This is a genomic window from Caproiciproducens lactatisolvens (genome assembly GCF_052443335.1).
GTDB lineage: Bacteria > Bacillota > Clostridia > Oscillospirales > Acutalibacteraceae > Caproiciproducens.
Genome location: NZ_CP195750.1, coordinates 3168682 through 3190996 on the forward strand (window position 1 = coordinate 3168682; position 22315 = coordinate 3190996).

Sequence of the window (22315 nt, forward strand, 5' to 3'; positions counted from 1 at the left end):
ATACAGGTAGCTTCACTCAGGTGTTCTACCCTTGTTTCCACTTCTCTGAAAGCTCTCTTGCAGTTCCGCGCCGGGAGCCGGTTGTTACCGTCCCGCCACACCGGGGCAATTTCCTGCTGCATTCCTGCGGCGGGCCATTGTCACCGGGCACTGCCCGGGGCCTTCAAAATTAAACAACGATTCGAATTTCGTCTTCCGTAACTGACCTTGGATGTCTGACCAGCTTGTTTCAGCTGCTCATGTCTCCATAGAAAGGAGGTGATCCAGCCGCACCTTCCGATACGGCTACCTTGTTACGACTTCACCCCAGTCGCCAATCCTACCTTCGGCAGCGCCCCCCTTGCGGTTGGGCTACTGACTTCGGGTATTACCGGCTCCCATGGTGTGACGGGCGGTGTGTACAAGGCCCGGGAACGTATTCACCGCGGCATGATGATCCGCGATTACTAGCAATTCCAACTTCACGCAGGCGGGTTGCAGCCTGCGATCCGAACTGAGACTGTTTTTCAGGTTTTGCTCCACCTCGCGGTCTTGCTTCCCTTTGTTAACAGCCATTGTAGTACGTGTGTAGCCCAGGTCATAAAGGGCATGATGATTTGACGTCGTCCCCACCTTCCTCCGTTTTGTCAACGGCAGTCTGATTAGAGTGCTCTTGCGTAGCAACTAATCACAGGGGTTGCGCTCGTTGCGGGACTTAACCCAACATCTCACGACACGAGCTGACGACAACCATGCACCACCTGTCTCAACTTTCCCCGAAGGGCACCTGATGCATCTCTGCTTCGTTAGTTGGATGTCAAGACCTGGTAAGGTTCTTCGCGTTGCTTCGAATTAAACCACATACTCCACTGCTTGTGCGGGCCCCCGTCAATTCCTTTGAGTTTCAACCTTGCGGCCGTACTCCCCAGGTGGATTACTTATTGTGTTAACTCCGGCACGGAAGGGGTCAGACCCCCCACACCTAGTAATCATCGTTTACGGCATGGACTACCAGGGTATCTAATCCTGTTTGCTACCCATGCTTTCGTGCCTCAGCGTCAGTTAAAGCCCAGTAAGCCGCCTTCGCCACTGGTGTTCCTCCCGATCTCTACGCATTTCACCGCTACACCGGGAATTCCGCCTACCTCTACTTCACTCAAGCTCCACAGTTTCAAACGCAGTCTATGGGTTAAGCCCATATATTTCACGCCTGACTTGCAGAGCCGCCTACGCACCCTTTACACCCAGTAAATCCGGACAACGCTTGCTCCCTACGTATTACCGCGGCTGCTGGCACGTAGTTAGCCGGAGCTTCCTCCTTGGCTACCGTCATTTGTTTCGTCACCAAGGACAGAGGTTTACAATCCGAAAACCGTCTTCCCTCACGCGGCGTTGCTGCATCAGAGTTTCCTCCATTGTGCAATATCCCCCACTGCTGCCTCCCGTAGGAGTCTGGGCCGTGTCTCAGTCCCAATGTGGCCGTTCAACCTCTCAGTCCGGCTACCGATCGTCGCCTTGGTGGGCCTTTACCCCACCAACAAGCTAATCGGACGCGAGTCCATCTTCCAGCGGATTGCTCCTTTGATATTCGGACCATGCAGCCCAAATATGTCATGCGGTATTAGCGTCCGTTTCCAGACGTTATCCCCCTCTGAAAGGCAGGTTACTCACGCGTTACTCACCCGTCCGCCACTAAATTAAGCTCAACACCCACCGTTCGGTAAGGCGTCGCCACCAAACAAAACGTTCGGTGTTAAACTTAATTCCGTTCGACTTGCATGTGTTAGGCACGCCGCCAGCGTTCGTCCTGAGCCAGGATCAAACTCTCTAAAATATTGTATATAATCGCCCGAAGGCGTTTATATCATAATACTCAGAGTTTTTGAATAGCTCTAAATACGATACACTAAGCGTGTATTCTCGTTGTCTTTTAAAGTGACAACCAACTTCGTCCGAAAGTACTTCCATACTCTCAAGTTCATTACGGGTTCCTTAATTCTCTCGTTGTTTAATTTTCAAGGTCCTGGTCGAAAACTCCGCTTCCGCTCTGTGTTTCTGCCGCTTCGGCTTTGCTTTCGCGCTTCGCGTCTTTCGTAAGGCGCTTGACTATAATACCAAATACATCCCCGTAAGTCAACCCTTTTTCCGAAGTTTTTTAACTTTTTTTTAACATTTGTCTTTTTTCTGTCAATAGAGAAATTTATCCCCTGTTTTTTCGCGTTTTCCGGGCTGTTTTTGTAAATCTTTCAATATTTCGGTCCGCTCGGGATAAAACAGCAACGTGAGGGAAAAATTTGTACAGAGGTGTTCAATATGGAAAATAAATTGAAATATGTCTGGGCAATGATCGTTGTGGTGCTGGTAAATATTCTTGTCATCTCAATCGTCACCAATTTAGGCGGCTCGGTTCTGACCCTTTCCAAGGTGGGGTCCCAGGGCGAAGAAGTGAAAAGCATCCAGACGAAGCTGAGCAATCAGGGTTATTATAAAGGAAAGATCGACGGGATTTTCGGCAGCCAGACCAAAAGCGCCGTTGTCAGCTTTCAAAAGGCGAAGGGCCTGACCGCCGACGGGATCGCGGGCCCCAAAACACTGGCGGCGCTCGGGCTTGGAGGTTCTGCCGGAGCACAGGGAGGCTTCAGCAGCAACGACGTCACCCTGCTTGCCCGCGTCACATCCGCCGAGTCGCGAGGGGAACCCTATACCGGACAGGTTGCGGTCGCCGCCGTAATCCTGAACCGGATCGAACATCCGTCGTTTCCCAATACGCTGGCGGGTGTGATCTATCAGCCCGGCGCGTTCAGTTGCCTGAATGACGGCGGCATCAACGCCCCTATTTCCGACACGGCTTACAAGGCCGCGCGCGACGCGATCAACGGCTGGGATCCTTCCGGCGGAGCGATCTATTATTATAACCCCGCAAAAGCCACCAGCAGCTGGATTTTTTCCCGCCCCGTGATCACGGTCATCGGCGACCACCGTTTTTGCAGTTGACCCGGTTTTTTTCATGATAACATTGGCGCAGAACAAGTTGATTGTCCTGCGCCAAATATTTTTATTATTATGTATCGATGCGCCAGATATCCGAACCTCTATGCCACAGTGACAAGGCAGCGGCGCACCGGAGCCTGGTTCGGCAGCACGGAATAGATAGAGGTGGTCCCGGCGGCGACCCCCGTGATCTTTACATAATAGCTGCCGTTCTGCAGCTTCTGGTAAACGATTTTCGCCACGCCGGAATTTCCGGTGGTAAAGGAAGGCTTCGCGCTGATTCCGTTCGGCGTAAACTTAAACTGGTAGCTCTGGCCCGGTTTTAAGGACAGGGACGAGCCGGTATCGGACAGAATGGTGTTGTCCGCGGGAGCCTGTGCCGGGGTTGTGGAAAGGTAATCCACATAGCAGTAGTCCTGATCGACAGAAGTATTGACTCCGCCGATCAGGCCGGCGTCGCTGTACTGCCACATCGTATAGGCACCGCTGTAATTCGGAGAGGCTACATTATAATGCGCCACCCATTTATCATAAGCGCTCAGCGCGGTGCTGCTCAGGTTGGAATTGAACATGCTCGCGTTGCTGTAAATTCCGGTCTTATACCCCGCGTTGGCCATCGTGCTGCAGAAGGCGGTGACGATTGCCGCGAGCTGATCCCCCGTCATGGCGCTGTTTACCGCGTTTTGCTCCACATCGTAGAACACCGGGTAATCCAGACGGCGTCCGTTCAGGATGCTAAGGCACATCTGCGCTTCCTGTACGGCAATTTCCGGAGTCGTCGCATAGCAGACGTGATAGGCGCCAACCTTGATTCCGTTCGCGACTGCCCCTTCATAGTTCGCCGCAAAATAATCGTCCGTCTGTGTTTCCGGCAGTTCGTTCCCGTAGCCGGTGCGCAGAATCGCAAAATCCACGCCGGCGAGCTTTACGTTGGCCCAGTCCACGGCTCCCTGATGCTCGGACACGTCAATCCCCTTCCGGACGACATGCACGTCGCAGACAGCGCTGCGTCCGTCCGGCGCGGTAACGGTAACCGTCGTCCTGCCGAGCGCGGAGGCGGTAACGGTCCCGTTTGCCACCGAGGCAACGGCGGGATTGCCCGACGCCCATTGAAGCGAGGACACGCTGCTGTCGCTGACGGTCAGCACGGCGGTCTCCCCCGCTTTCAGATAAAGGCTGCCGTTACTGAGCGTAAAGGTCGCGGAAACGCCGGTATCCGCGGCAAAAGCAGTTGTACTGAGCGATACGGCCATTGCCAATACCAAAAGCAAGGCCATCCATTTTTTCTTCATTTCTGTTCCTCCATCGTTTCATCAAAATTTTCCCGCATTCAGGTAAAAGATCATGATGCAGAAGATTTATCGTTTTGCCGGGATGCTTCCAAAATATGGTATTTCTGAATCCTTATTATATTCCTGTCCCTTCCCCTCTGTCAAGAACGGATCATAGATTTTAAAGGCATGAAAAACGGGCCTCCCGGCTATTGCCGGAAAGCCCGTTCGCTGAAAATTTATTTTTTGAACGCTTTAAACAGCTTGGTGACGTCTTCCTGATGCTGTTTGTTTTCATCGGAACCGGAAGTATCCTTATAAATCATGATATATTTTCCGCTGTCGGAAATCACCGCCGGAACAGTCTGGTTCATAATGGTGAACTGATTTTTCGCCTTTACCTCGTCCAGAACGGCGGAAGCCTCGCCGGAAAGACTGCCGGTATCAAATTCATAAAGCTCCACAGTGACATTGTTTTTGCCGTTATAGTCAAACTGATATTTCGCGCCTTTTTTCGCGCCGATAAAATCCGCTTTCATTTCTGCCGGAGTCCCGGAAATCGCGGAATTCGAGGAAAGGTATTTTTCGAGACCGGCAAGGCTGTCCTCCATATTGTCCGAACCGACCGCGGAAGAAACCGCCGCCTGGGAGGAAGCATTTGGCGCCGACTGGGTGCCGCCCACGTCGCCCATTCCGCAGGCCGCAAGGGAACCGGCCATAACAACCGCCAATGCAAGGATTAAAATTTTCTTCATTTTCATGATAGATCCTCTCTTAAACAAAAAACTTGAAGGCTTTGCTGTAACGGCCGCAGCACGGGCACAGTCCTTTTGGAATCACAAAATAGCTTGCCCAAAATGATTTCTCTTTTTCAATATTTATACAGCTCCCACCATAAAAGCCGCATCGCATGCGCGGGATTTCGACCAAAAAGGAAACCGCCGTCGCCGTCTAAGTAATTATCTGATTTTTACGCTGATTTGTCAACCCTCATTTCACCCCCGCGGAAAGGCGGCGTCAAAGGCGAAAAAATCCCTGCCTCCCGAAGGAAGCAGGGAAAAAGCGGAAAACGGATCAGCCGTTTTTGGAAACGCCGGAAAGCGGAAGCATGCCGGTCACGTGATACAGGAAGTTCTGGACCTTGGGCGACGTCGCGATCAGGTTCGTGGAATGCGAAATGGGAAGCCACGGAGATTCCTTCGCGGCAAGCTTCTCCGCTTCGCCGTAAACGGCGTTCCGCTCCTCGCCCATCGGCATCTTTACCGCCTTCGCGATCAGGTCCTTATACTCCTGATTATTGAAGCGGGCGTAGTTCATGCCGGGATCGTCCGACGCCAGCAGGCTCAGAAAATTGTCGGCGTCGCCGTTGTCGCCGATCCATCCGGCAAAGCAGATGTCAAAGTCGCCCTGCTGCTGCTTTGTCTTATAGGTGGTCCAGTCGTACGCGTCGATCGTGCAGGTGACGCCCACCTTGGAAAGATATCCCTGCACCGCTTCGGCAAGGGTCTGGCCGTTCGCCGGATTGTACATCCGCGCGCTGGTGTAGGTAATGATATGGACGCTGGAGACCCCCGCCGCTTTCAGGGCCGCCTTGGCGGCTTCCGGGTCATAGACCGTCTGTTGGACCGTTTTGTCATACCCGGGCATAAACGTAGGCAAAATGGTGGTAGCGGGCTCCGAATAGCCTCTGTAAAGCGTTTCCGCCAGTTCGGGGACGTTGATCGCGGCGGAAAGCGCGGCGCGGGTTTTCGCGTCGTTGAACGGGGCGCGGCTGCAGTTATACGCCAGATAGTTGATATTCATCCCCGGGGATTTGACGGTCTTATTTCCCGCCGAAGAAATCTGATCGACCACAGTGTAGTCGATTCCGTCGATGATATCGGCCTCTCCGTTGTTCAGCGCGACCACGCGGGCGGAATTGTCCTTAATGGTGCGGAACACGACGTTCTTCGTAAGCGCCTTGGTCCCCCAGTAGTCGTCGTTGCGGACCAAAACCGTGTTCTGGTCCTTCTGCCAGCTGACGAATTTATACGGCCCGGTGCCCACGGGATGCTCATTGACATTGTTGTTGTTCTCCTGCAGCGCCTTGGGGCTGACGATCAGCGCGCCCAGGTTCATGGCCAGGTTGCTCAGAAACGGCGTGCAGGGTTCCTTCATATTGATCTTTACGGTGTACCCGTCCACCGCCTGCACGTCCTTTACCGAGCCGTATACGAAGGAAGCGTAGCTCATGTCCTCCGTGACCTTGGGGGGAAGCTGCCTGTCGATATTGAATTTCACCGCTTCCGCGTTAAAATCGGTACCGTCCTGAAATTTCACCCCTTTGCGCAGGTGGAACTCATAAGTAAGCCCGTCGTCGCTGACGTCCCAGCTTTCGGCAAGGCAGGGCTCCACCTCTGTGGAATCCTTTTTATATTTCAGCAGGCCCTCGTAAATATTGCTCATGATCTTGACCGATTCAATGTCGTCTACCAAAGCGGGGTCCAGGCCGCGCGCGTCCGCCGCGGAACCGTATACAATCGTGTCGCCGCTCCCGCTTTTCGCGCTCTGAGAGGAGGCCGTCCCGCCGGCGCTCTGCGTCCCCTGTTTTCCTCCGCATCCGGCCATAGCGGACAGCATAACCGCCGCCGTCAGCACCAGCGCCGCCAATTTCTTCATTCTCACTGTATCCATACCCCTTCCATTCATCATTGTGATTTTTTATTATCCTACCACAGGAAAGCGATAAAGACAAGTAATTTTAAATTATATCCGTTATAATCCTGCATTTCATTTGCATATTTTCAGTTTTATATGGATATTTACTGTGAAAATGAATTATTTTTTTTATAGTATTCAAATCGGCTGTGTGAGAAGGTTTTTGCCCAGACCTTTTCTTAATTTGTGTCATTTGCCCAATCTTAGATGCAGGATTCAAACGCGCGCATACAAGCCCGGAAATGAAAAAGAGCCCGGATGCGAATTGCGTCCAGACTCAGTCTGGTGGACACAAGGGACTCGGGTGGACGCACAGCGTCTTTCGCGCCTTCGGCGGCCTCCTTCAAAATCAAATTCTTCAAGCGCGAGCGATACGATACCCGAAAGAAAAAAGTCCGTACGCGAATTGTCCGCGGCGACCCGCCGCCCGGGGTTCGAGTCCCCTCAACTGAGCATAAAAAAGCACCCCGAAGGGTGCTTTCCGGTTTTGGTGGACACAAGGGGACTCGGGCGGTCGTACAACGGCCCGCGTTCCGCGAGTCCCTCCCCAGGCTAAAAAATACGGAAGGCCGGGCGTTTCTCCCTACTTGCGCCGGGGTTCGAGTCCCCTCAACTGAGCATAAAAAAGCACCCCGAAGGGTGCTTTCCGGTTTTGGTGGACACAAGGGGACTCGAACCCATGACCTCTCGCGTGTGAGGCGAGCGCTCTAACCAGCTGAGCTATGCGTCCATAGTCCGCGTGTACAGAATAAAATATGGTGACCCGGACGAGATTCGAACTCGTGAAACCGCCGTGAAAGGGCGGTGTCTTAACCGCTTGACCACCGGGCCATATCATGGTAGCGGCAATTGGATTTGAACCAATGACACTTCGGGTATGAACCGAATGCTCTAGCCAACTGAGCTATGCCGCCATATTTCGCTCTGTATTGAAACGGAGCGTTTTATATTATAACCTGAATTTCTTGTGTTTGTCAACACATTCTCTCAATAATTTTAAAAAAACCGTTTTAAGCGCGTTTTTAACTCTGAATCTCCCTTGCGGACGGATAGTCACACCGCCGACCACGGCGGAACAGGCCCCCGCGGCAACGGCGGCTTTGTCCGCCAGCGCCTGACAGGGAACCGCCAGCCCGCCTTTTATTCCTTCAAGAATCAGTATCCCCCGGTTCCGACCAGAATTATACGGAGAAAGAGTAATTGGGCGCTTCCTTCGTGATCTGGATATCGTGCGGATGGCTTTCCTTCAGACCGGCGCCCGTAATGCGGATAAACCGTGCCTTCTCGTGAAGAGCCTGTATATCCGTGCAGCCGGTGTAGCCCATGCCGGAACGGATACCGCCGACCATCTGATAAATGGTGTCCGACAGCGGCCCCTTGTACGGCAGGCGGCCTTCCACGCCTTCCGGAACCAGCTTCTTCTGATCCTGCTGGAAATAGCGGTCCTGGCTTCCCTGGCCCATGGCCGCCAGGCTGCCCATGCCGCGGTACACCTTGAACTGACGGCCCTGATAAAGCTCGGTTTCGCCCGGGGACTCCTCGCAGCCGGCGACCAGAGAACCGACCATGACCACGTTCGCTCCGGCGGCGAGCGCCTTCACGATATCGCCGGAAAATTTGATTCCGCCGTCCGCGATCACCGGGATTCCGTATTTTTCCGCGGCGCACGCGGCGTCGTAAATCGCTGTGATCTGCGGGACGCCGATCCCCGCGACGATCCTGGTCGTACAGATGGAGCCGGGGCCGATGCCGATCTTCACGCAGTCCGCGCCCGCTTCGATCAGCGCGCGGGTCGCTTCGCCGGTCGCCACGTTTCCGGCAATCAGCTGCAGGTTCGGGAACGCCTTTTTGACCTTCCTGACGGCCTCGATCACGCCGTCGTTGTGGCCGTGAGCGGAGTCCAGCGCAACCACGTCGACCTGTGCCTTTACAAGCTCCGCGACGCGCTCCAGCACGTCGCCGGTGGCGCCGATCGCCGCGCCGCACAGAAGCCTGCCGCCCGCGTCTCTTGCGGAGCTGGGGTAACGCACGGCTTTCTCGATATCCTTAATGGTAATGAGCCCCTTCAGATTGCCCTTGTCGTCAACAATCGGAAGCTTTTCGATCCTGTGCCTGCGCAAAATCTCCTGTGCCTGCGCAAGGGTTGTCCCAACCGGGGCGGTGACCAGATTTTCCTTGGTCATGACGGCGGAAATCGGCTGGTCGTAATCCTCGTCGGTCATAAAACGCATATCGCGGTTCGTAATGATGCCCACGAGCTTGCCGTTTTCACAGATCGGCACGCCGGAAATGCGGTATTTCGCCATAATCTCATTTGCGTCGTGTACAAAATGCTGAGGAGAGAGGAAAAACGGGTTTACAATGACGCCGTTTTCAGAACGCTTTACCCGGTCCACCATGTCGGCCTGCTTGTCGATCGGCATGTTCTTGTGGATAATGCCGATGCCGCCCTCACGGGCAATCGCAATCGCCATGTTGCTTTCGGTGACCGTGTCCATGGCCGCCGTCATCAGCGGGGTATTCAGCCTGATGGTTTTGGTGAGCTGAGTGGTAAGGTCTACTTCCCGGGGCAGTACATGGGATTCCGCCGGGATCAGCAAAACATCGTCGAACGTCAGCCCTTCTTTTACAAACTTTTCTGAGTAGTTCGTATTTAACATCTTATCCTCCTGTCACATTCGCGCCGCTGCAAAACTGTCATTTCCAGCCGCTTTCTCTCTTCATTCAATTTTTATATATTTTGTTATTATAGCATCTGAACCGCGAATATTCAATCAAAAAGCAGCAGATTTTCACTTTTCCATAAAGCGGAAAACAAGCCCCCGGAAAGCGTACCGGGTTACGCTTTTTCGCCGACCGGCAAAAGGGTCGCCGCGGCGGTGAAACCGCACCCTCTTGCGTGGACGCCCTGCATCAGCACCCGTCCGTTTTCCTTCGCGGCGTAGATTTTCAAAACGTCGCCCTGCGCGCTTTCATTTACATAATTGATCTGCACTTCCGCGTACTTGTTTCCCTGTGCGCCGCCCGGCAGGAAATCGGTTAAAATATCGCCGTAAATGGTGTTGTTCAGGTGGCGGTTATAATCCAGGTCGGAATAGCGGATGAGCCTTTCCCCCATTAGCGGAAGGCCGTCCGGCACCGTGATCTTGCCGACGCGGTCCTCCGGCTCGACTTTTTTCCCGGAAAAAATACCGTAATCCAGAAATTTTTTCGGCCGCATCACTTTGTGCGTCACCGGGTCGGCAATGACGGAGGTCTGCATGACGTCAATGATCCTCTCTTCCCCGCTGTAAAACAGGAAATCGCGGTAAAACTGCGCCCCGTTGACCCCGCGCGGATGCGTTTTGATCGTTATTCTCTCGTTATGTACCGGCATTCGTTTGATTCTGGCGCGGTTGGTAATCAGGAGGAATACCATCCCGTCCTCATACATTTTTTCATAGCTCAGCCCCACGAGATCGACATGCTGCTCGCTTGTTTCCTGGCACATGCGCATCAGCACGCTCAGCTTCAAAAGGCGCTGCGCGCCGACCTCGTAGCTGGCGACCCGCACCTCGCGGCAATATTCGTTAATAAGGTCCTTCCGATTCATGTTACACCCTCTGTATCTGTATAAGTAGGGAACGCCCCCTGCGGCGTTTCCCTTTCAGGAGCCCTCAGGGGGAATTCATTCTCGTTTTATCTGACGACTTCGCATCCCATAAACGGACGCAGTACCTCCGGCACGGTCACGCTGCCGTCGGCGTTCTGGTACTGTTCCACAATCGCGGGGATCACGCGGCTGGTCGCAAGTCCGGAAGCGTTCAGCGTATGGACGAACCGAAGCTTTTTGTCCTCTCCCCTGAATTTTACGTTGCCCCTTCTGGCCTGATAGTCCCTCGCGTTGGAGGCGGAGCTGACTTCTTTATAGATTTCCATGCTGGGAATCCAGACCTCGATGTCGTAGGTGCGCGCCATGGAGAACGAGCAGTCGCCCGCGGCGAGCTTGCTCAGGCGGTAATGCAGCCCAAGCTTCTGCACGAGCTTCTCGGCCTTCCCCACCAGCTCGGCGAACGCGTCGTCCGACTGTTCCGGCGTGGTGTACTGCACCATTTCCACCTTATTGAACTGATGCCCGCGGATCATGCCGCGCTCCTCGGAGCGGTAGCTGCCCGCTTCCCTGCGGTAGCACGGGGTATAGGCGATATATTTGCGCGGCAGCTCCTCCGGCGTAAGAACCTCGTCGCGGTGCAGGTTCACCAGCGCGGTTTCCGCCGTGGGCAGCATGAATTTCCTGTCGGTGCTGGTCGGATTCTGAATCCAGTACACCTCGTCGGTGAATTTCGGGAACTGTCCGGCCACATAGCCGCATTCGTAGTTGAGCATGTGCGGGGGCAGCACCAGCTCATAGCCGTCGTTCAGATGCTCGCTGATGAAGAAATTGAGCAGCGCCCATTCCATTCTGGCGCCCATCCCGCGGTAGACCCACGAACCGGCCCCGGCCAGCTTTGCACCGCGCTGATAGTCGATCATGCCGAGGCTTTCACACAGCTCGACATGGTTTTTCGGCTCGAAATCAAAGGAAGGCTTCTCCTTGTAGAAACGGATGGGCTGGTTGTTTTCCTTGCCGCCCGCCGAAAGGTCCTCGTCCGGCATATTCGGCAGGGAAAGCAGCAGGGTTTTCTGTTTCTCCTCCAGCTCCCCGAGCTGCGCGTCGCTCTCCTTGATTTTTTCGGAAAGCGTCTTTAATTCCGCCATGAGAGAAGCGGTGTCCTCACCCGCTTTTTTCATTACGGGAATTTTCTTTGTAGCGGCGTTCTGTTCCGCCTTCATGGATTCCACTTTTCCGGTCACTTCGCGGCGTTCCTCGTCGATTTTGAGGATATCGTCCACCAGCGCGTCCACGTCGATACAGCGTTTTTTCGCTCCCGCTTTCACTTTCTCCGGATTGCTGCGAATCAATTTCATATCCAGCATGTTCTGTTCTCCTTTATATTCCTCTGATTTCTGTATTTCTTTGTTTTTCCACCGTTTTGCTATTCTTTGTTGAAAAGTCCGACCAGGTCGCTCAGATCCTGCTCGCCGTAAAACTCTATCTGCAGGACCCCGCGCTTTTTCGTCCCGGTGACCTGTACCTTCCGGCCCAGATGCTCGTTCAGCGCCAGCTCCACTTCGCTGAAATAGGGAATGCGCTTCTTTTCCTTCGGATGCCTGGCGGCGGGCTGTCCGTTTGCCTTTTTAGACATTTTTTCCAGTTCCCTTACGGAAATACCCTGTTCCACCGCCATTTTTGCGGCTTTCAGCATTTCTTCCGGATTCTGGAAGCTCAAAAGGGTCCGGGCATGTCCCGCGGAAAGCGAGCCGGACTGTACCAGATCAAGTACCTGCCGCGGCAGGTTCAGCAGCCGGAGCGCGTTTGCCACGGTGGGCCGCGATTTTCCCACCGTCTTTGAAACCTCTTCCTGCGTCATTCCGTAGGTTTCCATCAGCGACTGGTATCCCTGCGCTTCTTCCAGCGGATTCAGGTCCTCGCGCTGAAGGTTCTCGATCAGCGCCAGCTCCATCACCTCGCTGTCGCTCATATCGCGGATGACCGCGGGCACTTCGGCGATCCCCGCCATCCGCGCCGCGCGCCACCGCCGTTCCCCGGCCACGATCTGATATCCCCCGCCGAAAATCGGCCGTACCAGCAGGGGCTGCAGCACCCCGTGCCGGGAAATGGAATCGGCGAGCTCGGCCAGCGCCTCGTCGTTAAAGTCTTTTCTGGGCTGTGCGCGGTTCGGTTCTATCTCACTGATTTTCAGCGCAACCGCCGCGTTACGGTCCTCGGTGTCGTTTTCCGCGAAGATCGCGTCCAATCCTTTTCCAAGTCCGCCCTTTTTTACTGCCATCGCTCTCCCCCCTTATTCCTGATTGGTCCGAATAATTTCATCCGCCAGTGTATCGTAGGCAAGGGCCCCTCTGGAGCTCTTGTCAAAATACTGGATCGGCCTGCCGAAGCTCGGCGCTTCGGAAAGGCGCACCGCGCGGGGAATCGCCGTTGCAAACACCTTCCTCGGGAAGTATTTCTTGACCTCCTGCACCACCTGCTGGGTCAGGTTCAGCCGCCCGTCGTACATGGTGAGCAGCACGCCCTCGATCTCCAGCTGCCCGTTGTACTGGCGTTTGACGCGCCGCACGGTATTCATCAGCTGGGACAGGCCCTCCAGCGCGTAATATTCACACTGGATCGGAACCAGAAGCGTGTCCGCCACACAGAGCGCGTTGGTCGTAATGATCCCGAGCGAAGGCGGGCAGTCGATAAAGATATAATCGTAATGTTCTCTTAACGGTACCAGCGCGTTTTTCAGGATGGATTCGCGGTGATCCAGCGTGACCAGCTCAATTTCGGCCGCCGCCAGGTCCATGCTGGACGGAATAATATCCAGATTGTCAAACTCCGTGTGGATAATCACATCCGGCGCCTTTGCCTCGCCGATCAGCACTTCATAAATGGTGTTTTTTACCGCCCGGCGGTCAACACCCACCCCGCTTGAGGAATTTCCCTGCGGGTCAATATCCACCAGAAGCGTTTTCTTTCCCTTCGTGCCTATCGCGGCGGAAAGGTTGACGGAAGTCGTCGTTTTTCCGACGCCGCCCTTCTGGTTCGCAATCGCTATAATTTTTCCCATTCTTTCCCTCCGGCTGCGGGTTTCTTCCCGCAGAAACACAGTTTTTCCATAAAGTTGTCCCGATTTCGGGGATAAACGGAATAGTAATTTTATTATAGCACTCTTTCCCTGGAAGATAAAGATGTTTCTCCCTTTTTTGCGAATGTTTCATGTGAAACAAAACAGGCCGAACATAGCGTTCGGCCTGCCTTGTGGGAAATGATATAGGGAAATAGGAGTAAACTCTTATACTCAATATTAAGCAGGCTTTTTTCCACCCGTCGCCTGCGCCTTGGGGATACGGACCAAGCATTCAATATACTCGTCCGTTTCGCTTTTCAGCGTCTGCGCATTGATTCCGCTTTGTTTCATCGTTTCAATCGCATGGTTGATCGTATTCAGAAAGACACGCACGTCCTTAATAACCAAAGTGCGTTTACTTTTCGGTTTTTGGTTTTCTTCCAGAATCTTATCCACAAGATCGTCCGTCTGCTGCACGTTCAGGTGCTTCCCGATAATCTGGGCGAGCACCTTCTCGCGGACTTTCTCCTCTTTAATGCGCAGCAGCGCACGGGCGTGCCGCTCGGTCAGCCCGCAGGCGGTAATTTTTTCCCGCTCCTCTTCGGAGAGCTTGAGCAGACGAAGCTTATTCGCAAGCGTGGACTGGCTTTTTCCCAGCCGCAGCGCCGCTTCCTCCTGTGTAACGTCCCACTGTTCGATCAGGCGGCGGATTCCTTCCGCTTCCTCAAAGATCTGTAAATCCTGACGCTGCAGGTTCTCGGTCATAGCAAGGACGGCGCTGGTTTCCGCGGAACAATCGCTGATAATGCAGGCGACGGTGGGAAGGCCGGCCATCCTGCAGGCGCGCAGTCTTCGCTCCCCGGCGATCAGCTCGTAGCCGCCTTTGACGCGGCGGACGGAAATCGGCTGAAGCAATCCGTTTGTCCGGATGCTTCTCGACAGCTCCAGCAATTCCTGCTCGCTGAACGAACGCCGCGGCTGCGCCGGATTTGGATGGATTGAATCGATATTGATCTGAACCACTTTGCGCTTTTCACCCATAATATGCAAATTCGCCGCCTCCCTGCTTGTCCCTTTTTGTTTAGGATACCATGGAGCGCGGCGATTTTTTGTAAAATTATGGTAATCAAAAAATTTTTTATTTGTTCCTTTTTGGCAGTTTGTGTGTTTTCGGGTTCCTTCCACACGATTCCTGTTTATCCGAAGCGGCGCCACGGTTCTAAAAACGATTGCCGCCGCATAGGAAGGAAGGCTTAAAGCGGGCTTTTCGCAATCTTTGCCCCGTGCCGCGGATAAGCCGCGGGAATCGGTCCCGTCCGTCTGATCAGTATCAGACTGCGGCTGTCCCCGTTCGGCAGTTCAAACTTTTCGATTGCGTCCAGCGTACAGCCCAGGAGAGCGACGGCATTTTCCGCCGCACGGACTTCCTCCTCCGGTTCGGGCCCTTTCATCGCGATAAATATCCCGCCGATTTTCAGAAACGGCAGGCAGTATTCGCAAAGCAGATTCAGCGGCGCGACGGCCCTTGCGGTGGCAAAATCGAATTTTCCCCGGTATGCGCCCTGCCTTCCGCCTTCCTCCGCGCGCGCGTGTACAAATTCGGCGCTGAAAGGTAACTTTTCCGCCAGATCCTTCAAAAAGACCAGGCGTTTATTGAGCCCGTCCAGCAGGGTCAGTTTCAGCCCGGGGCGCATCAGCTTGAGCGGTACGCCGGGAAACCCCGCGCCGGTGCCGACATCGATCAGCTTCGCGCCTTCCGGCAGGGTCAGGTACCTCAAAATCAGGATGCTGTCCAGAAAATGCTTGTACGCGATCTCCGCAGGCTCCTTTATGGCGGTCAGGTTGATTTTCTGATTCCAATTCAACAAAAGCTCCATATATTGTTGAAAACCTTCCGCCTGCTCCCCGCTCAGCGCGATTCCCGCGTCCTGTGCGGAAGAAATCAGCCGTTCGCGAATATCCTCCATCTTATTCCCCCCTGCCGCGCGCAAGCCAGATCAGCAGCACGGAAATATCCGCGGGGCTGACGCCCGAAATGCGGGAAGCCTGTCCGACGCTTGCGGGCATCACCTTTTGCAGCTTTTCCTGCGCTTCGGTTCTCAGGCCGACAATTTCCTTATAATTGATCTTGGCGGGCAACCGGCGTTCTTCCAGACGGCGCATTTCCGCAATATCCGCTTTCTGCCGTTTGATGTAGCCCTCATATTTGATTTCAATTTCCACGTTTTCAAAAACCGCGGCGGGCAGGTCGGGCCGCTCCCTGTCGACTTCCTTCAAAATCTCATAATTCAGCTGCGGGCGGCGAATCAGCTCAGCCAAGCGCACACCGGTGGTTACCGGCGATGTTTCATGTGAAACAAGCAGTCGGTTCAGAGCTTCGGACGGCGGCAGGACGGTCTTTTCCGCGCGCAGAAGCTCCTGCTCCTTCTGCTTTTGCTTTTGCTGGAACCGTTCCCAGCGCTCATCGGAAATCAACCCGATTTTCCTGCCGGTCGGCGTCAGGCGCTCGTCGGCGTTGTCCTGACGAAGCACCAGCCGGTATTCGCTCCGCGACGTCATCATCCGGTAGGGGTCGCTCACCCCCTTGGTAATCAGGTCGTCCACCAGGGTTCCGATATAGGAGCCCGCGCGGTCAAGGATCAGCGGCTCCCTTCCCCATAGCTTCAGAGCGGCGTTGATTCCGGCAACCAGCCCCTGCGCGGCGGCCTCCTCGTAACCGGAGCTGCCGTTGAACTGCCCCGCGCCGTAAAGCCCGGGAAATTCCTGAAATTCCAGCGTCGCCTCCATTTGAAGCGGGTCGACGCAGTCGTATTCGATCGCGTAGGCGCAGCGCATGATTTCCACATGCTCCAATCCCTTGATCGTGCGGTAAAAAGCGATCTGCACTTCTTCCGGCAGGGAAGAGCTCATCCCCTGCAAATACATTTCCTCGGTGTCCATCCCGCAGGGCTCAATAAAAAGCTGATGCCGCTTCTTATCCGGGAAACGCATGATCTTATCCTCAAAGCTCGGACAGTACCGGGGGCCCACCCCCTCGATTTTGCCGCTGTACATGGGGGAGCGCCCAATGTTTTCCAGAATCACCTGCTTGGTGGAGTCGTTTGTCCAGGAGATATGGCAGACCGCGCGGTTTTTCAGCGGAGTCAGGGTATCGTAGGAAAACGGAACGACGGGTTCGTCGCCTTCCTGTACCTCAAGGCCGGTAAAGTCGATGCTGGATTTCAAAACGCGCGCAGGGGTGCCGGTCTTGAACCGGCGAAGGCGCAGGCCGATTTTTTTCAGCGCCGCGCCGAGGAACGCCGAGGGAAACATTCCGTCCGGTCCGCCCTCATAGGAAACGTCGCCGACATAAATTTTTCCGCCAAGATAAGTACCGGTGGCAATCACCACCGCCTTTGCGCGGTAAACCGCTTCCATCCGGGTCGTGACCAGCCACAAGCCGTCCGGCCCCTGCTCCAGGTCCACGATTTCCGCCTGCTTCAGCTGCAGGTCCGGCTGTGTCTCCAGCTTCCGTTTCATGATCTTGCCGTATTCCCGGCGGTCGATCTGGGCGCGCAGGGAATGGACGGCGGGGCCTTTGCCCAGATTGAGCATTCTGCTCTGCAGCATGGCTTCGTCAGCGGTTTTTCCCATTTCCCCGCCCAGCGCGTCGATTTCCCGGACCAGATGGCCCTTTGCCGTTCCGCCGATGGACGGATTGCAGGGGCAATTCCCCACGGCGTCCATATTGATCGTAAAAACGCAGGTGCTGCAGCCGAGGCGCGCGGATGCAAGCGCGGCCTCGATTCCGGCATGTCCGGCGCCGATCACCACAACATCATAATTACCGGCATCGTATTTCAAAGGTATTCCTCCAATATGATTCGTTTACTTTCCTACACAAAAATGCGAGAAGACGGAATCCACGACCGCTTCCGTCGCGCGTTCGCCGGTCAGCTCCAAAAGCGCGGAAACCGCCCCTTCGATCGATACCGTCACGGCGTCCAGCGTAACCCCGCTTTCCACCGCCGTCAGCGCCTCCGTTACACAGTCCCCGGCCTGCCGGGCGGCGTCGCGCTGGCGCTCCGTAAACAGAATTCCGTCCGCGGGGTTCAACTCCGAAGTACGCAGCACCTCCGCCACCGCGTCCTTCAACTCCTGCAGTCCTTCGCCCGAAAGCGCGGAAATATATACTATTTGTTGAAAATATTTCTTTATATACTTTAAGTCTATTTTTGCGGGCAAATCACTTTTGTTGATCACCGCGATCGCGGCGGATTCCCGGATTGCGGAAATCAGCTCCCGGTCCTCGCCGTTCAACTCCTGAGAGGAGTCGAAAACAGCCAGGATGAGCTGCGCTTCCCTCAGCTTTCCGCGCGCGCGGTCCACGCCGATTTTCTCCACAGGGTCATCGGTCAGGCGGATTCCGGCGGTGTCGGACAGGCGGAGCGGAACGTCGCCGAGAATCACCGTATCCTCGACAATATCGCGGGTCGTCCCGGCATATTCGGTGACGATGCTGCGCTCGCACCCGGCCAGCAGATTCATCAGGGTGGACTTTCCCACATTCGGGCGCCCTGCGATCACCGTCGCAACTCCCTCGCGGATAGCCCGCCCCGCGTCGAACTGGCGCAGAAGATGCCCGATCTCCGACTTTACGGTCAGAAGAGTGGTCTGCAGCTTTTCCGGGTTTACCTGCGGGATGTCATCCTCCGGATAATCCGCCCAGGCGGATAAATGCGCGGCGGCCTCGATCAGCATCCCGCGTATTTTGATGATCTTCTTTTCCAGCGCGCCGTCGTGGCCTGCAAGGGCGGCCTTCGCGGCCTGTTCCCCCTGCGCGGAAATGATCTGCATCACGGACTCCGCCTCGGTCAGCCCGATTTTTCCGTTCAGAAACGCCCGGCGCGTAAATTCGCCCGGCCCGGCCGGAACCGCGCCAGCGGCAAACACCGCTTTCAGGACGCGACGCATGATATACAGCCCTCCGTGGCAGGAAAGCTCCACCACGTCTTCGCCGGTAAAACTGGCGGGCGCGGTGAAATTCAGGGCGATCGCCTCGTCGATATCCGTTTCACCGTCATGCACCCTGCCGTAAAGGGCGGTATACCCTTTCACGTCCTTTAGGGTTTTTCCGTGCCGGGAGGTGAACACCTTTCCGGCGATCTCTTTTGCCCGCGGCCCGGAAAGGCGCACAATGCCGATTCCCCCCGGCGCCTGCGGCGTGGAAATCGCCGCGATCGTTTTTGCTGACGGAGCATATCCGTTTTCATTTTTCATTTTATTCCCTCAAAAGATTAAGATCATCTTTGTATTACATATTACCTGTTTTTCCAATTTTGAGTTTCACACGGAACGACAACAGAGAACCTGCCTTAGGAATCGCCTTCGAGCAATTTCAATCCGCACTCCCGTTTGGGAGTGACGATAAAGCATCTTGATTGTGCCAAGGTTCGCCGCATTTCAATCCACGCCCCGAAATAAAAACAAAAGGGCGATTCCAATGAACCGCCCTCAGTGCTTCCTTATAGATTATTTCTTGACGTCAACGCGGCCATAAAGCGGAGCCTTGCCTTCATTCTTCGGCACTGCCTTCTGCACCGGCTGCCGAGCAGGGCCAGGGTTCGTCCCGGAACCGGCGCTCGGTGCGGAACCGGCGCCCGGTCTGGGGCCGACGCCCGGTCCGGGGCCGACGCTCGGTCCGGGGCCGACGCTCGGTCCGGGGCCGACGCTCGGTCCGGGGCCGGCGTTCGGTCCGGGGCTGACGCTCGGCACGGATCTCGGCTGCCTGTTGTTGTATCCGCCGCCGCGCGGTTTGTCATTGTACGGACGGCGTCCCTTGCCGTAATTATTCCTGCGGGGAGCCGGGCGTTCGCCTGCTTCCGGCCCAATCACGACATGGCGGGACAAATCTTCGCCTTCGGACCAGGATTTTGCGCCTTCCACTGTCTGGACAGCGGTATGGATGATTCTGCGTTCATATGGATTCATAGGCTCCAGGGAAGAATTGCGCCCGGTCTTAATCGCTTTCGCCGCAATCTTCTTTCCGAGGATCTCAAGCGTTTCCTTGCGTTTTTCGCGGTAATTTCCAATGTCGATGGTAATTCTGTAATAGGAATTGTCAATGTGGTTGGCGACAAGGCCGGTCAGATACTGAAGCGCGTCCAGCGTTTCCCCGCGGTGACCGATGATAAAGCCGATATCATCGCCGGAAAGGGACAGCTGCGCGCCGTTCTCTTCCTCTTTGATCTGAATATCCACCGCAGAAAGACCCATTTTGTCAAGGATCCCTTTCAGATACTTCGCGGCGGCCTCCGCCGGATCGTTTTTGATAAAGACTCTTACCTTCGCAGGGTTTCCGCCGAAAAGGCCGAAGGTCTTTTTCGTCGGCATTTCCAAAATTTCAAATTCCGCTTCATAGGATTCAACGCCGAGCTCCCTGCATGCGGCTTCTTTTGCCAGCTCAACGGTTTCACCGGTTGCAATCGCTTCTTTTATCACGGTATTCCCTCCCCGGTTCGTCTTATTTTTTCATTCCTAAATAGTCATCCGAATTTGTCTTTCCGCCTTTTGTTTTCGTTTTTGAAGCTCCCGATTTTGCTGTCGCCCTTTGCTGCGGCTGCGGGTTGATTTCCTGATTTCTGTAGAAAGCGCCGGCAACAGGCTTCCTCTTTGACTCATTTTCTTCCAGAAGGGCAACCCTCTGCGCTTCCGCTTTTGCGTTCAGGTCCGCCGGGCTGTACCAGATATTCAGAATAATGGTTTGCAGGAAACCGAATATCGTCGAAATAATCCAATAAAAACCAACCGCCGCGGGCATTGTGCAGGCAAGCCATGCGCTGAACAGCGGCATCAGATAGAGCATTCCTTTCATGCATCCCTGCTGCTGCTGCATTCCCGGCTGCATCTTCATCATGAAGTACTGGGTAACCAAAGAGGTCGCCAGACACAGAACGGGGATCACCCACAGGTTGGAACGGAACAGGGTTCCGAATATATTCGCGCCGTCGCTCGGCGTGTCCAGAAGATTCAGTCCCATAAACTGGAAGCCGTGGCTGAAGGATTCTATTTTCGTAAGCTCCGCCGCGCTGAACATGGTCAGCTGGGGCTTCAGCTGCGCAAAATGCTTGACGATTTCAATCTGTGCGTACTGGGCGGAAAAGCTTGCGCCTAAACCGGGAATCTGCCTGAGCATTTCAACGGCCTTCGCGATTCCGTCGGCGGAAAGGTGAAGGGCGTTCGCAAGCGGGTTCTGCACGGTATAAAACAGTCCGATCATGATCGGGAAAGGGATAAAGGTGGTCAGGCATCCGCTCGCCGGATTGATTCCTTCTTTTTCGTAAAGCTTCTGTGTCTCTTCCTGAAGCTTTACCTTATCGTTCCCGTATTTTTTCTGCAGTTCTTTTTGTTGGGCGGCCATTTTGCTGTTCGCGGCCATCGATTTCTGCTGATTGATGGAAAACGGGAACATGACTATTTTCAATACGAGCGTAAACAAAATGATTGCCACGCCGTAATTCTGAATCAGCGTATAAAAAAACCAAAGCAGATAGCCGAGAATGTTTCCGAAAAAATTAAAAATCTCCGTCATATGGGCAATACTCCTCTATAGTGGTTATCGCTTGTCCCGTTTTTCCGGCACGGGGTCGTACCCTCCGCGGCTGAACGGGTTGCAGCGCAGTATCCGAAAGAATGCAAGCCAGAATCCTTGAAAAGCACCGAAGCGCTCGATCGCCTCGATCGCGTAATTCGAGCAGGTGGGGTAGTATTTGCAGCACGGTTTTTTGTAGGGAGAAATGGCTTTCTGATAGAACCTGATAAGCAAAATAAGCGGGCGCTTCATTTCAAGACCCCCGCATTCTTCAGCTGCAGCATCATCGCACGGCGAACTTCCGTGCTTTTTACAAAAGGCGTTTTGCCCCTGGCTACAAAAATGAAATCATGTCCCGGAGCAATTTCGGGCACCAGGGTTCTGAAGGCCTCGCGGATCACCCGGCGGGAACGGTTCCGTTTTACGGCGTTGCCGATTTTTTTGCTGGTGGTGATCCCTACCCGCACGTTTCTACTGCGATTTTTCGTAACATAGGTAATGACCACAGGGCTGACATACGATTTTCCCTTTGCATAGATCCTGCGGAAATCCTTGTTTTCTGTTATGGGAATCAATAAATCCATACTTAAAATCGCACCACAATTCTGATTTGTTCCGTGAAGCAGCGAAGCTAAAAAGAAAGGCCACTCACCGTGGCCCTTTTGCTTAGTAGCTCAAACGTGCTCTGCCCTTTGCTCTGCGGCGGGCCAAAACCTTACGGCCGTTGCTTGTGGACATTCTTTTTCTGAAACCATGCTCCTTTTTTCTGTGGAGCTTCTTTGGTTGATAAGTTCTCAGCATGAAAAAACCTCCTTTCGGGGTACAAACCTTGCAATATAGCATTATATATTAAATATGCGCAGCCTGTCAACCTAAATTTTGTCCCCCGTACCGAAAAAATATTGGAATTTTACCGGCGTGCAGGCTGACCGGCGAATCGGTCGAGCTATATAAATCAATATACCACACTTCCCCGTAAAAGAAAAGTGGAAGCGCGCTATTTAAAAAAATTTTATACTCTATGTGTTTTACACGCGCGCAATACAATATACTGTATTTTCGCCGACAATTGAAATTTGAAATAAATTGTATTTTGTGGTAATATAATTTATGTTATGCCTAAGAGTATAAATAATTGTTAGAATGAGGTTTAAAGA

General features: G+C 54.2%; 18 protein-coding genes, 3 tRNA genes and 1 rRNA gene. 1 reads left to right on the forward strand and 21 read right to left on the reverse strand.

What is annotated here, in order from left to right:
- Positions 1–251 precede the first annotated feature (251 nt).
- Positions 252–1813 (reverse strand): 16S ribosomal RNA (locus ACRQV7_RS15640).
- A gap of 479 nt (positions 1814–2292) precedes the next feature.
- Between ACRQV7_RS15640 and sleB the strand changes: the two genes are divergently transcribed.
- Complete coding sequence (gene sleB, locus ACRQV7_RS15645; RefSeq protein ID WP_444658948.1) at positions 2293–2973, forward strand: spore cortex-lytic enzyme; 681 nt, start codon at positions 2293–2295, stop codon at positions 2971–2973.
- 98 nt (positions 2974–3071) lie between these two features.
- Here sleB and ACRQV7_RS15650 read toward each other — a convergent pair whose 3' ends face one another.
- The 20 genes from ACRQV7_RS15650 to rpmH form a co-directional block, all read right to left on the reverse strand.
- On the reverse strand, positions 3072–4262 hold the full coding sequence (locus tag ACRQV7_RS15650) for a GH25 family lysozyme (protein WP_444658949.1): 1191 nt from the start codon (positions 4260–4262) through the stop codon (positions 3072–3074).
- A gap of 218 nt (positions 4263–4480) precedes the next feature.
- The gene (locus tag ACRQV7_RS15655; RefSeq protein ID WP_444658950.1) at positions 4481–5002 is read right to left on the reverse strand and encodes a hypothetical protein; all 522 of its coding nucleotides are present in this window, start codon (positions 5000–5002) and stop codon (positions 4481–4483) included.
- A 313-nt stretch (positions 5003–5315) separates the two neighbouring features.
- On the reverse strand, positions 5316–6899 hold the full coding sequence (locus ACRQV7_RS15660) for an ABC transporter substrate-binding protein (protein WP_444658951.1): 1584 nt from the start codon (positions 6897–6899) through the stop codon (positions 5316–5318).
- A 692-nt stretch (positions 6900–7591) separates the two neighbouring features.
- Positions 7592–7668 (reverse strand) — tRNA-Val (locus ACRQV7_RS15665).
- Between the two features lie 26 nt (positions 7669–7694).
- Positions 7695–7769, reverse strand: a tRNA-Glu gene (locus ACRQV7_RS15670).
- A gap of 6 nt (positions 7770–7775) precedes the next feature.
- Positions 7776–7852, reverse strand: a tRNA-Met gene (locus tag ACRQV7_RS15675).
- 267 nt (positions 7853–8119) lie between these two features.
- Complete coding sequence (gene guaB, locus ACRQV7_RS15680) at positions 8120–9598, reverse strand: IMP dehydrogenase (RefSeq protein WP_275715160.1); 1479 nt, start codon at positions 9596–9598, stop codon at positions 8120–8122.
- Positions 9599–9777: 179 nt separating this feature from the next.
- Complete coding sequence (locus ACRQV7_RS15685) at positions 9778–10530, reverse strand: acyl-[acyl-carrier-protein] thioesterase (protein ID WP_275715158.1); 753 nt, start codon at positions 10528–10530, stop codon at positions 9778–9780.
- A gap of 86 nt (positions 10531–10616) precedes the next feature.
- Entirely contained in the window at positions 10617–11894 is a 1278-nt protein-coding gene (gene serS, locus ACRQV7_RS15690; RefSeq protein WP_275715156.1) for a serine--tRNA ligase, read from the reverse strand.
- 59 nt (positions 11895–11953) lie between these two features.
- On the reverse strand, positions 11954–12808 hold the full coding sequence (locus tag ACRQV7_RS15695; protein WP_444658952.1) for a ParB/RepB/Spo0J family partition protein: 855 nt from the start codon (positions 12806–12808) through the stop codon (positions 11954–11956).
- A gap of 12 nt (positions 12809–12820) precedes the next feature.
- On the reverse strand, positions 12821–13588 hold the full coding sequence (locus ACRQV7_RS15700; RefSeq protein WP_444658953.1) for a ParA family protein: 768 nt from the start codon (positions 13586–13588) through the stop codon (positions 12821–12823).
- 237 nt (positions 13589–13825) lie between these two features.
- Entirely contained in the window at positions 13826–14629 is an 804-nt protein-coding gene (locus tag ACRQV7_RS15705) for a ParB/RepB/Spo0J family partition protein (protein ID WP_275715179.1), read from the reverse strand.
- A 212-nt stretch (positions 14630–14841) separates the two neighbouring features.
- Positions 14842–15555 carry a 16S rRNA (guanine(527)-N(7))-methyltransferase RsmG gene (rsmG, locus tag ACRQV7_RS15710; protein WP_444658954.1) on the reverse strand — a complete coding sequence of 238 codons (714 nt, stop codon included), beginning with the start codon at positions 15553–15555 and terminating at the stop codon, positions 14842–14844.
- A 1-nt stretch (position 15556) separates the two neighbouring features.
- Positions 15557–17431, reverse strand: a complete 1875-nt coding sequence (mnmG, locus tag ACRQV7_RS15715) for a tRNA uridine-5-carboxymethylaminomethyl(34) synthesis enzyme MnmG (RefSeq protein WP_444658955.1) — start codon at positions 17429–17431, stop codon at positions 15557–15559.
- A gap of 24 nt (positions 17432–17455) precedes the next feature.
- Positions 17456–18847, reverse strand: a complete 1392-nt coding sequence (gene mnmE, locus ACRQV7_RS15720) for a tRNA uridine-5-carboxymethylaminomethyl(34) synthesis GTPase MnmE (RefSeq protein ID WP_444658956.1) — start codon at positions 18845–18847, stop codon at positions 17456–17458.
- 252 nt (positions 18848–19099) lie between these two features.
- Entirely contained in the window at positions 19100–20068 is a 969-nt protein-coding gene (jag, locus tag ACRQV7_RS15725) for an RNA-binding cell elongation regulator Jag/EloR (RefSeq protein WP_444658957.1), read from the reverse strand.
- A gap of 22 nt (positions 20069–20090) precedes the next feature.
- Complete coding sequence (locus ACRQV7_RS15730) at positions 20091–21158, reverse strand: YidC/Oxa1 family membrane protein insertase (protein WP_444658958.1); 1068 nt, start codon at positions 21156–21158, stop codon at positions 20091–20093.
- Positions 21159–21182: 24 nt separating this feature from the next.
- A complete protein-coding gene (yidD, locus tag ACRQV7_RS15735) occupies positions 21183–21410 on the reverse strand; it encodes a membrane protein insertion efficiency factor YidD (protein WP_444658959.1) in 228 nt (75 codons plus the stop codon).
- Positions 21407–21742: a ribonuclease P protein component gene (rnpA, locus tag ACRQV7_RS15740; protein ID WP_444658960.1), complete on the reverse strand. Its 336-nt coding sequence runs from the start codon at positions 21740–21742 to the stop codon at positions 21407–21409. Before rnpA ends, yidD begins: the two co-directional genes overlap by 4 nt.
- A gap of 82 nt (positions 21743–21824) precedes the next feature.
- Positions 21825–21959, reverse strand: a complete 135-nt coding sequence (gene rpmH, locus ACRQV7_RS15745) for a 50S ribosomal protein L34 (protein ID WP_038322395.1) — start codon at positions 21957–21959, stop codon at positions 21825–21827.
- Positions 21960–22315 lie beyond the last annotated feature (356 nt).

Excerpts from the sequence above, each read along its gene's own strand:
- ACRQV7_RS15705 (WP_275715179.1), bottom strand. The coding sequence starts at position 14,629 with ATGGGTGAAAAGCGCAAAGTGGTTCAGATCAATATCGATTCAATCCAT.
- mnmE (WP_444658956.1), bottom strand. The coding sequence starts at position 18,847 with ATGAAAAATGAAAACGGATATGCTCCGTCAGCAAAAACGATCGCGGCG.
- rpmH (WP_038322395.1), bottom strand. The coding sequence starts at position 21,959 with ATGCTGAGAACTTATCAACCAAAGAAGCTCCACAGAAAAAAGGAGCAT.
- ACRQV7_RS15700 (WP_444658953.1), bottom strand. The coding sequence starts at position 13,588 with ATGGGAAAAATTATAGCGATTGCGAACCAGAAGGGCGGCGTCGGAAAA.
- ACRQV7_RS15695 (WP_444658952.1), bottom strand. The coding sequence starts at position 12,808 with ATGGCAGTAAAAAAGGGCGGACTTGGAAAAGGATTGGACGCGATCTTC.
- ACRQV7_RS15730 (WP_444658958.1), bottom strand. The coding sequence starts at position 21,158 with ATGACGGAGATTTTTAATTTTTTCGGAAACATTCTCGGCTATCTGCTT.
- rnpA (WP_444658960.1), bottom strand. The coding sequence starts at position 21,742 with ATGGATTTATTGATTCCCATAACAGAAAACAAGGATTTCCGCAGGATC.
- serS (WP_275715156.1), bottom strand. The coding sequence starts at position 11,894 with ATGCTGGATATGAAATTGATTCGCAGCAATCCGGAGAAAGTGAAAGCG.
- ACRQV7_RS15660 (WP_444658951.1), bottom strand. The coding sequence starts at position 6,899 with ATGAAGAAATTGGCGGCGCTGGTGCTGACGGCGGCGGTTATGCTGTCC.
- yidD (WP_444658959.1), bottom strand. The coding sequence starts at position 21,410 with ATGAAGCGCCCGCTTATTTTGCTTATCAGGTTCTATCAGAAAGCCATT.
- ACRQV7_RS15685 (WP_275715158.1), bottom strand. The coding sequence starts at position 10,530 with ATGAATCGGAAGGACCTTATTAACGAATATTGCCGCGAGGTGCGGGTC.
- ACRQV7_RS15650 (WP_444658949.1), bottom strand. The coding sequence starts at position 4,262 with ATGAAGAAAAAATGGATGGCCTTGCTTTTGGTATTGGCAATGGCCGTA.
- rsmG (WP_444658954.1), bottom strand. The coding sequence starts at position 15,555 with ATGGAGGATATTCGCGAACGGCTGATTTCTTCCGCACAGGACGCGGGA.
- ACRQV7_RS15655 (WP_444658950.1), bottom strand. The coding sequence starts at position 5,002 with ATGAAAATGAAGAAAATTTTAATCCTTGCATTGGCGGTTGTTATGGCC.
- guaB (WP_275715160.1), bottom strand. The coding sequence starts at position 9,598 with ATGTTAAATACGAACTACTCAGAAAAGTTTGTAAAAGAAGGGCTGACG.
- sleB (WP_444658948.1), top strand. The coding sequence starts at position 2,293 with ATGGAAAATAAATTGAAATATGTCTGGGCAATGATCGTTGTGGTGCTG.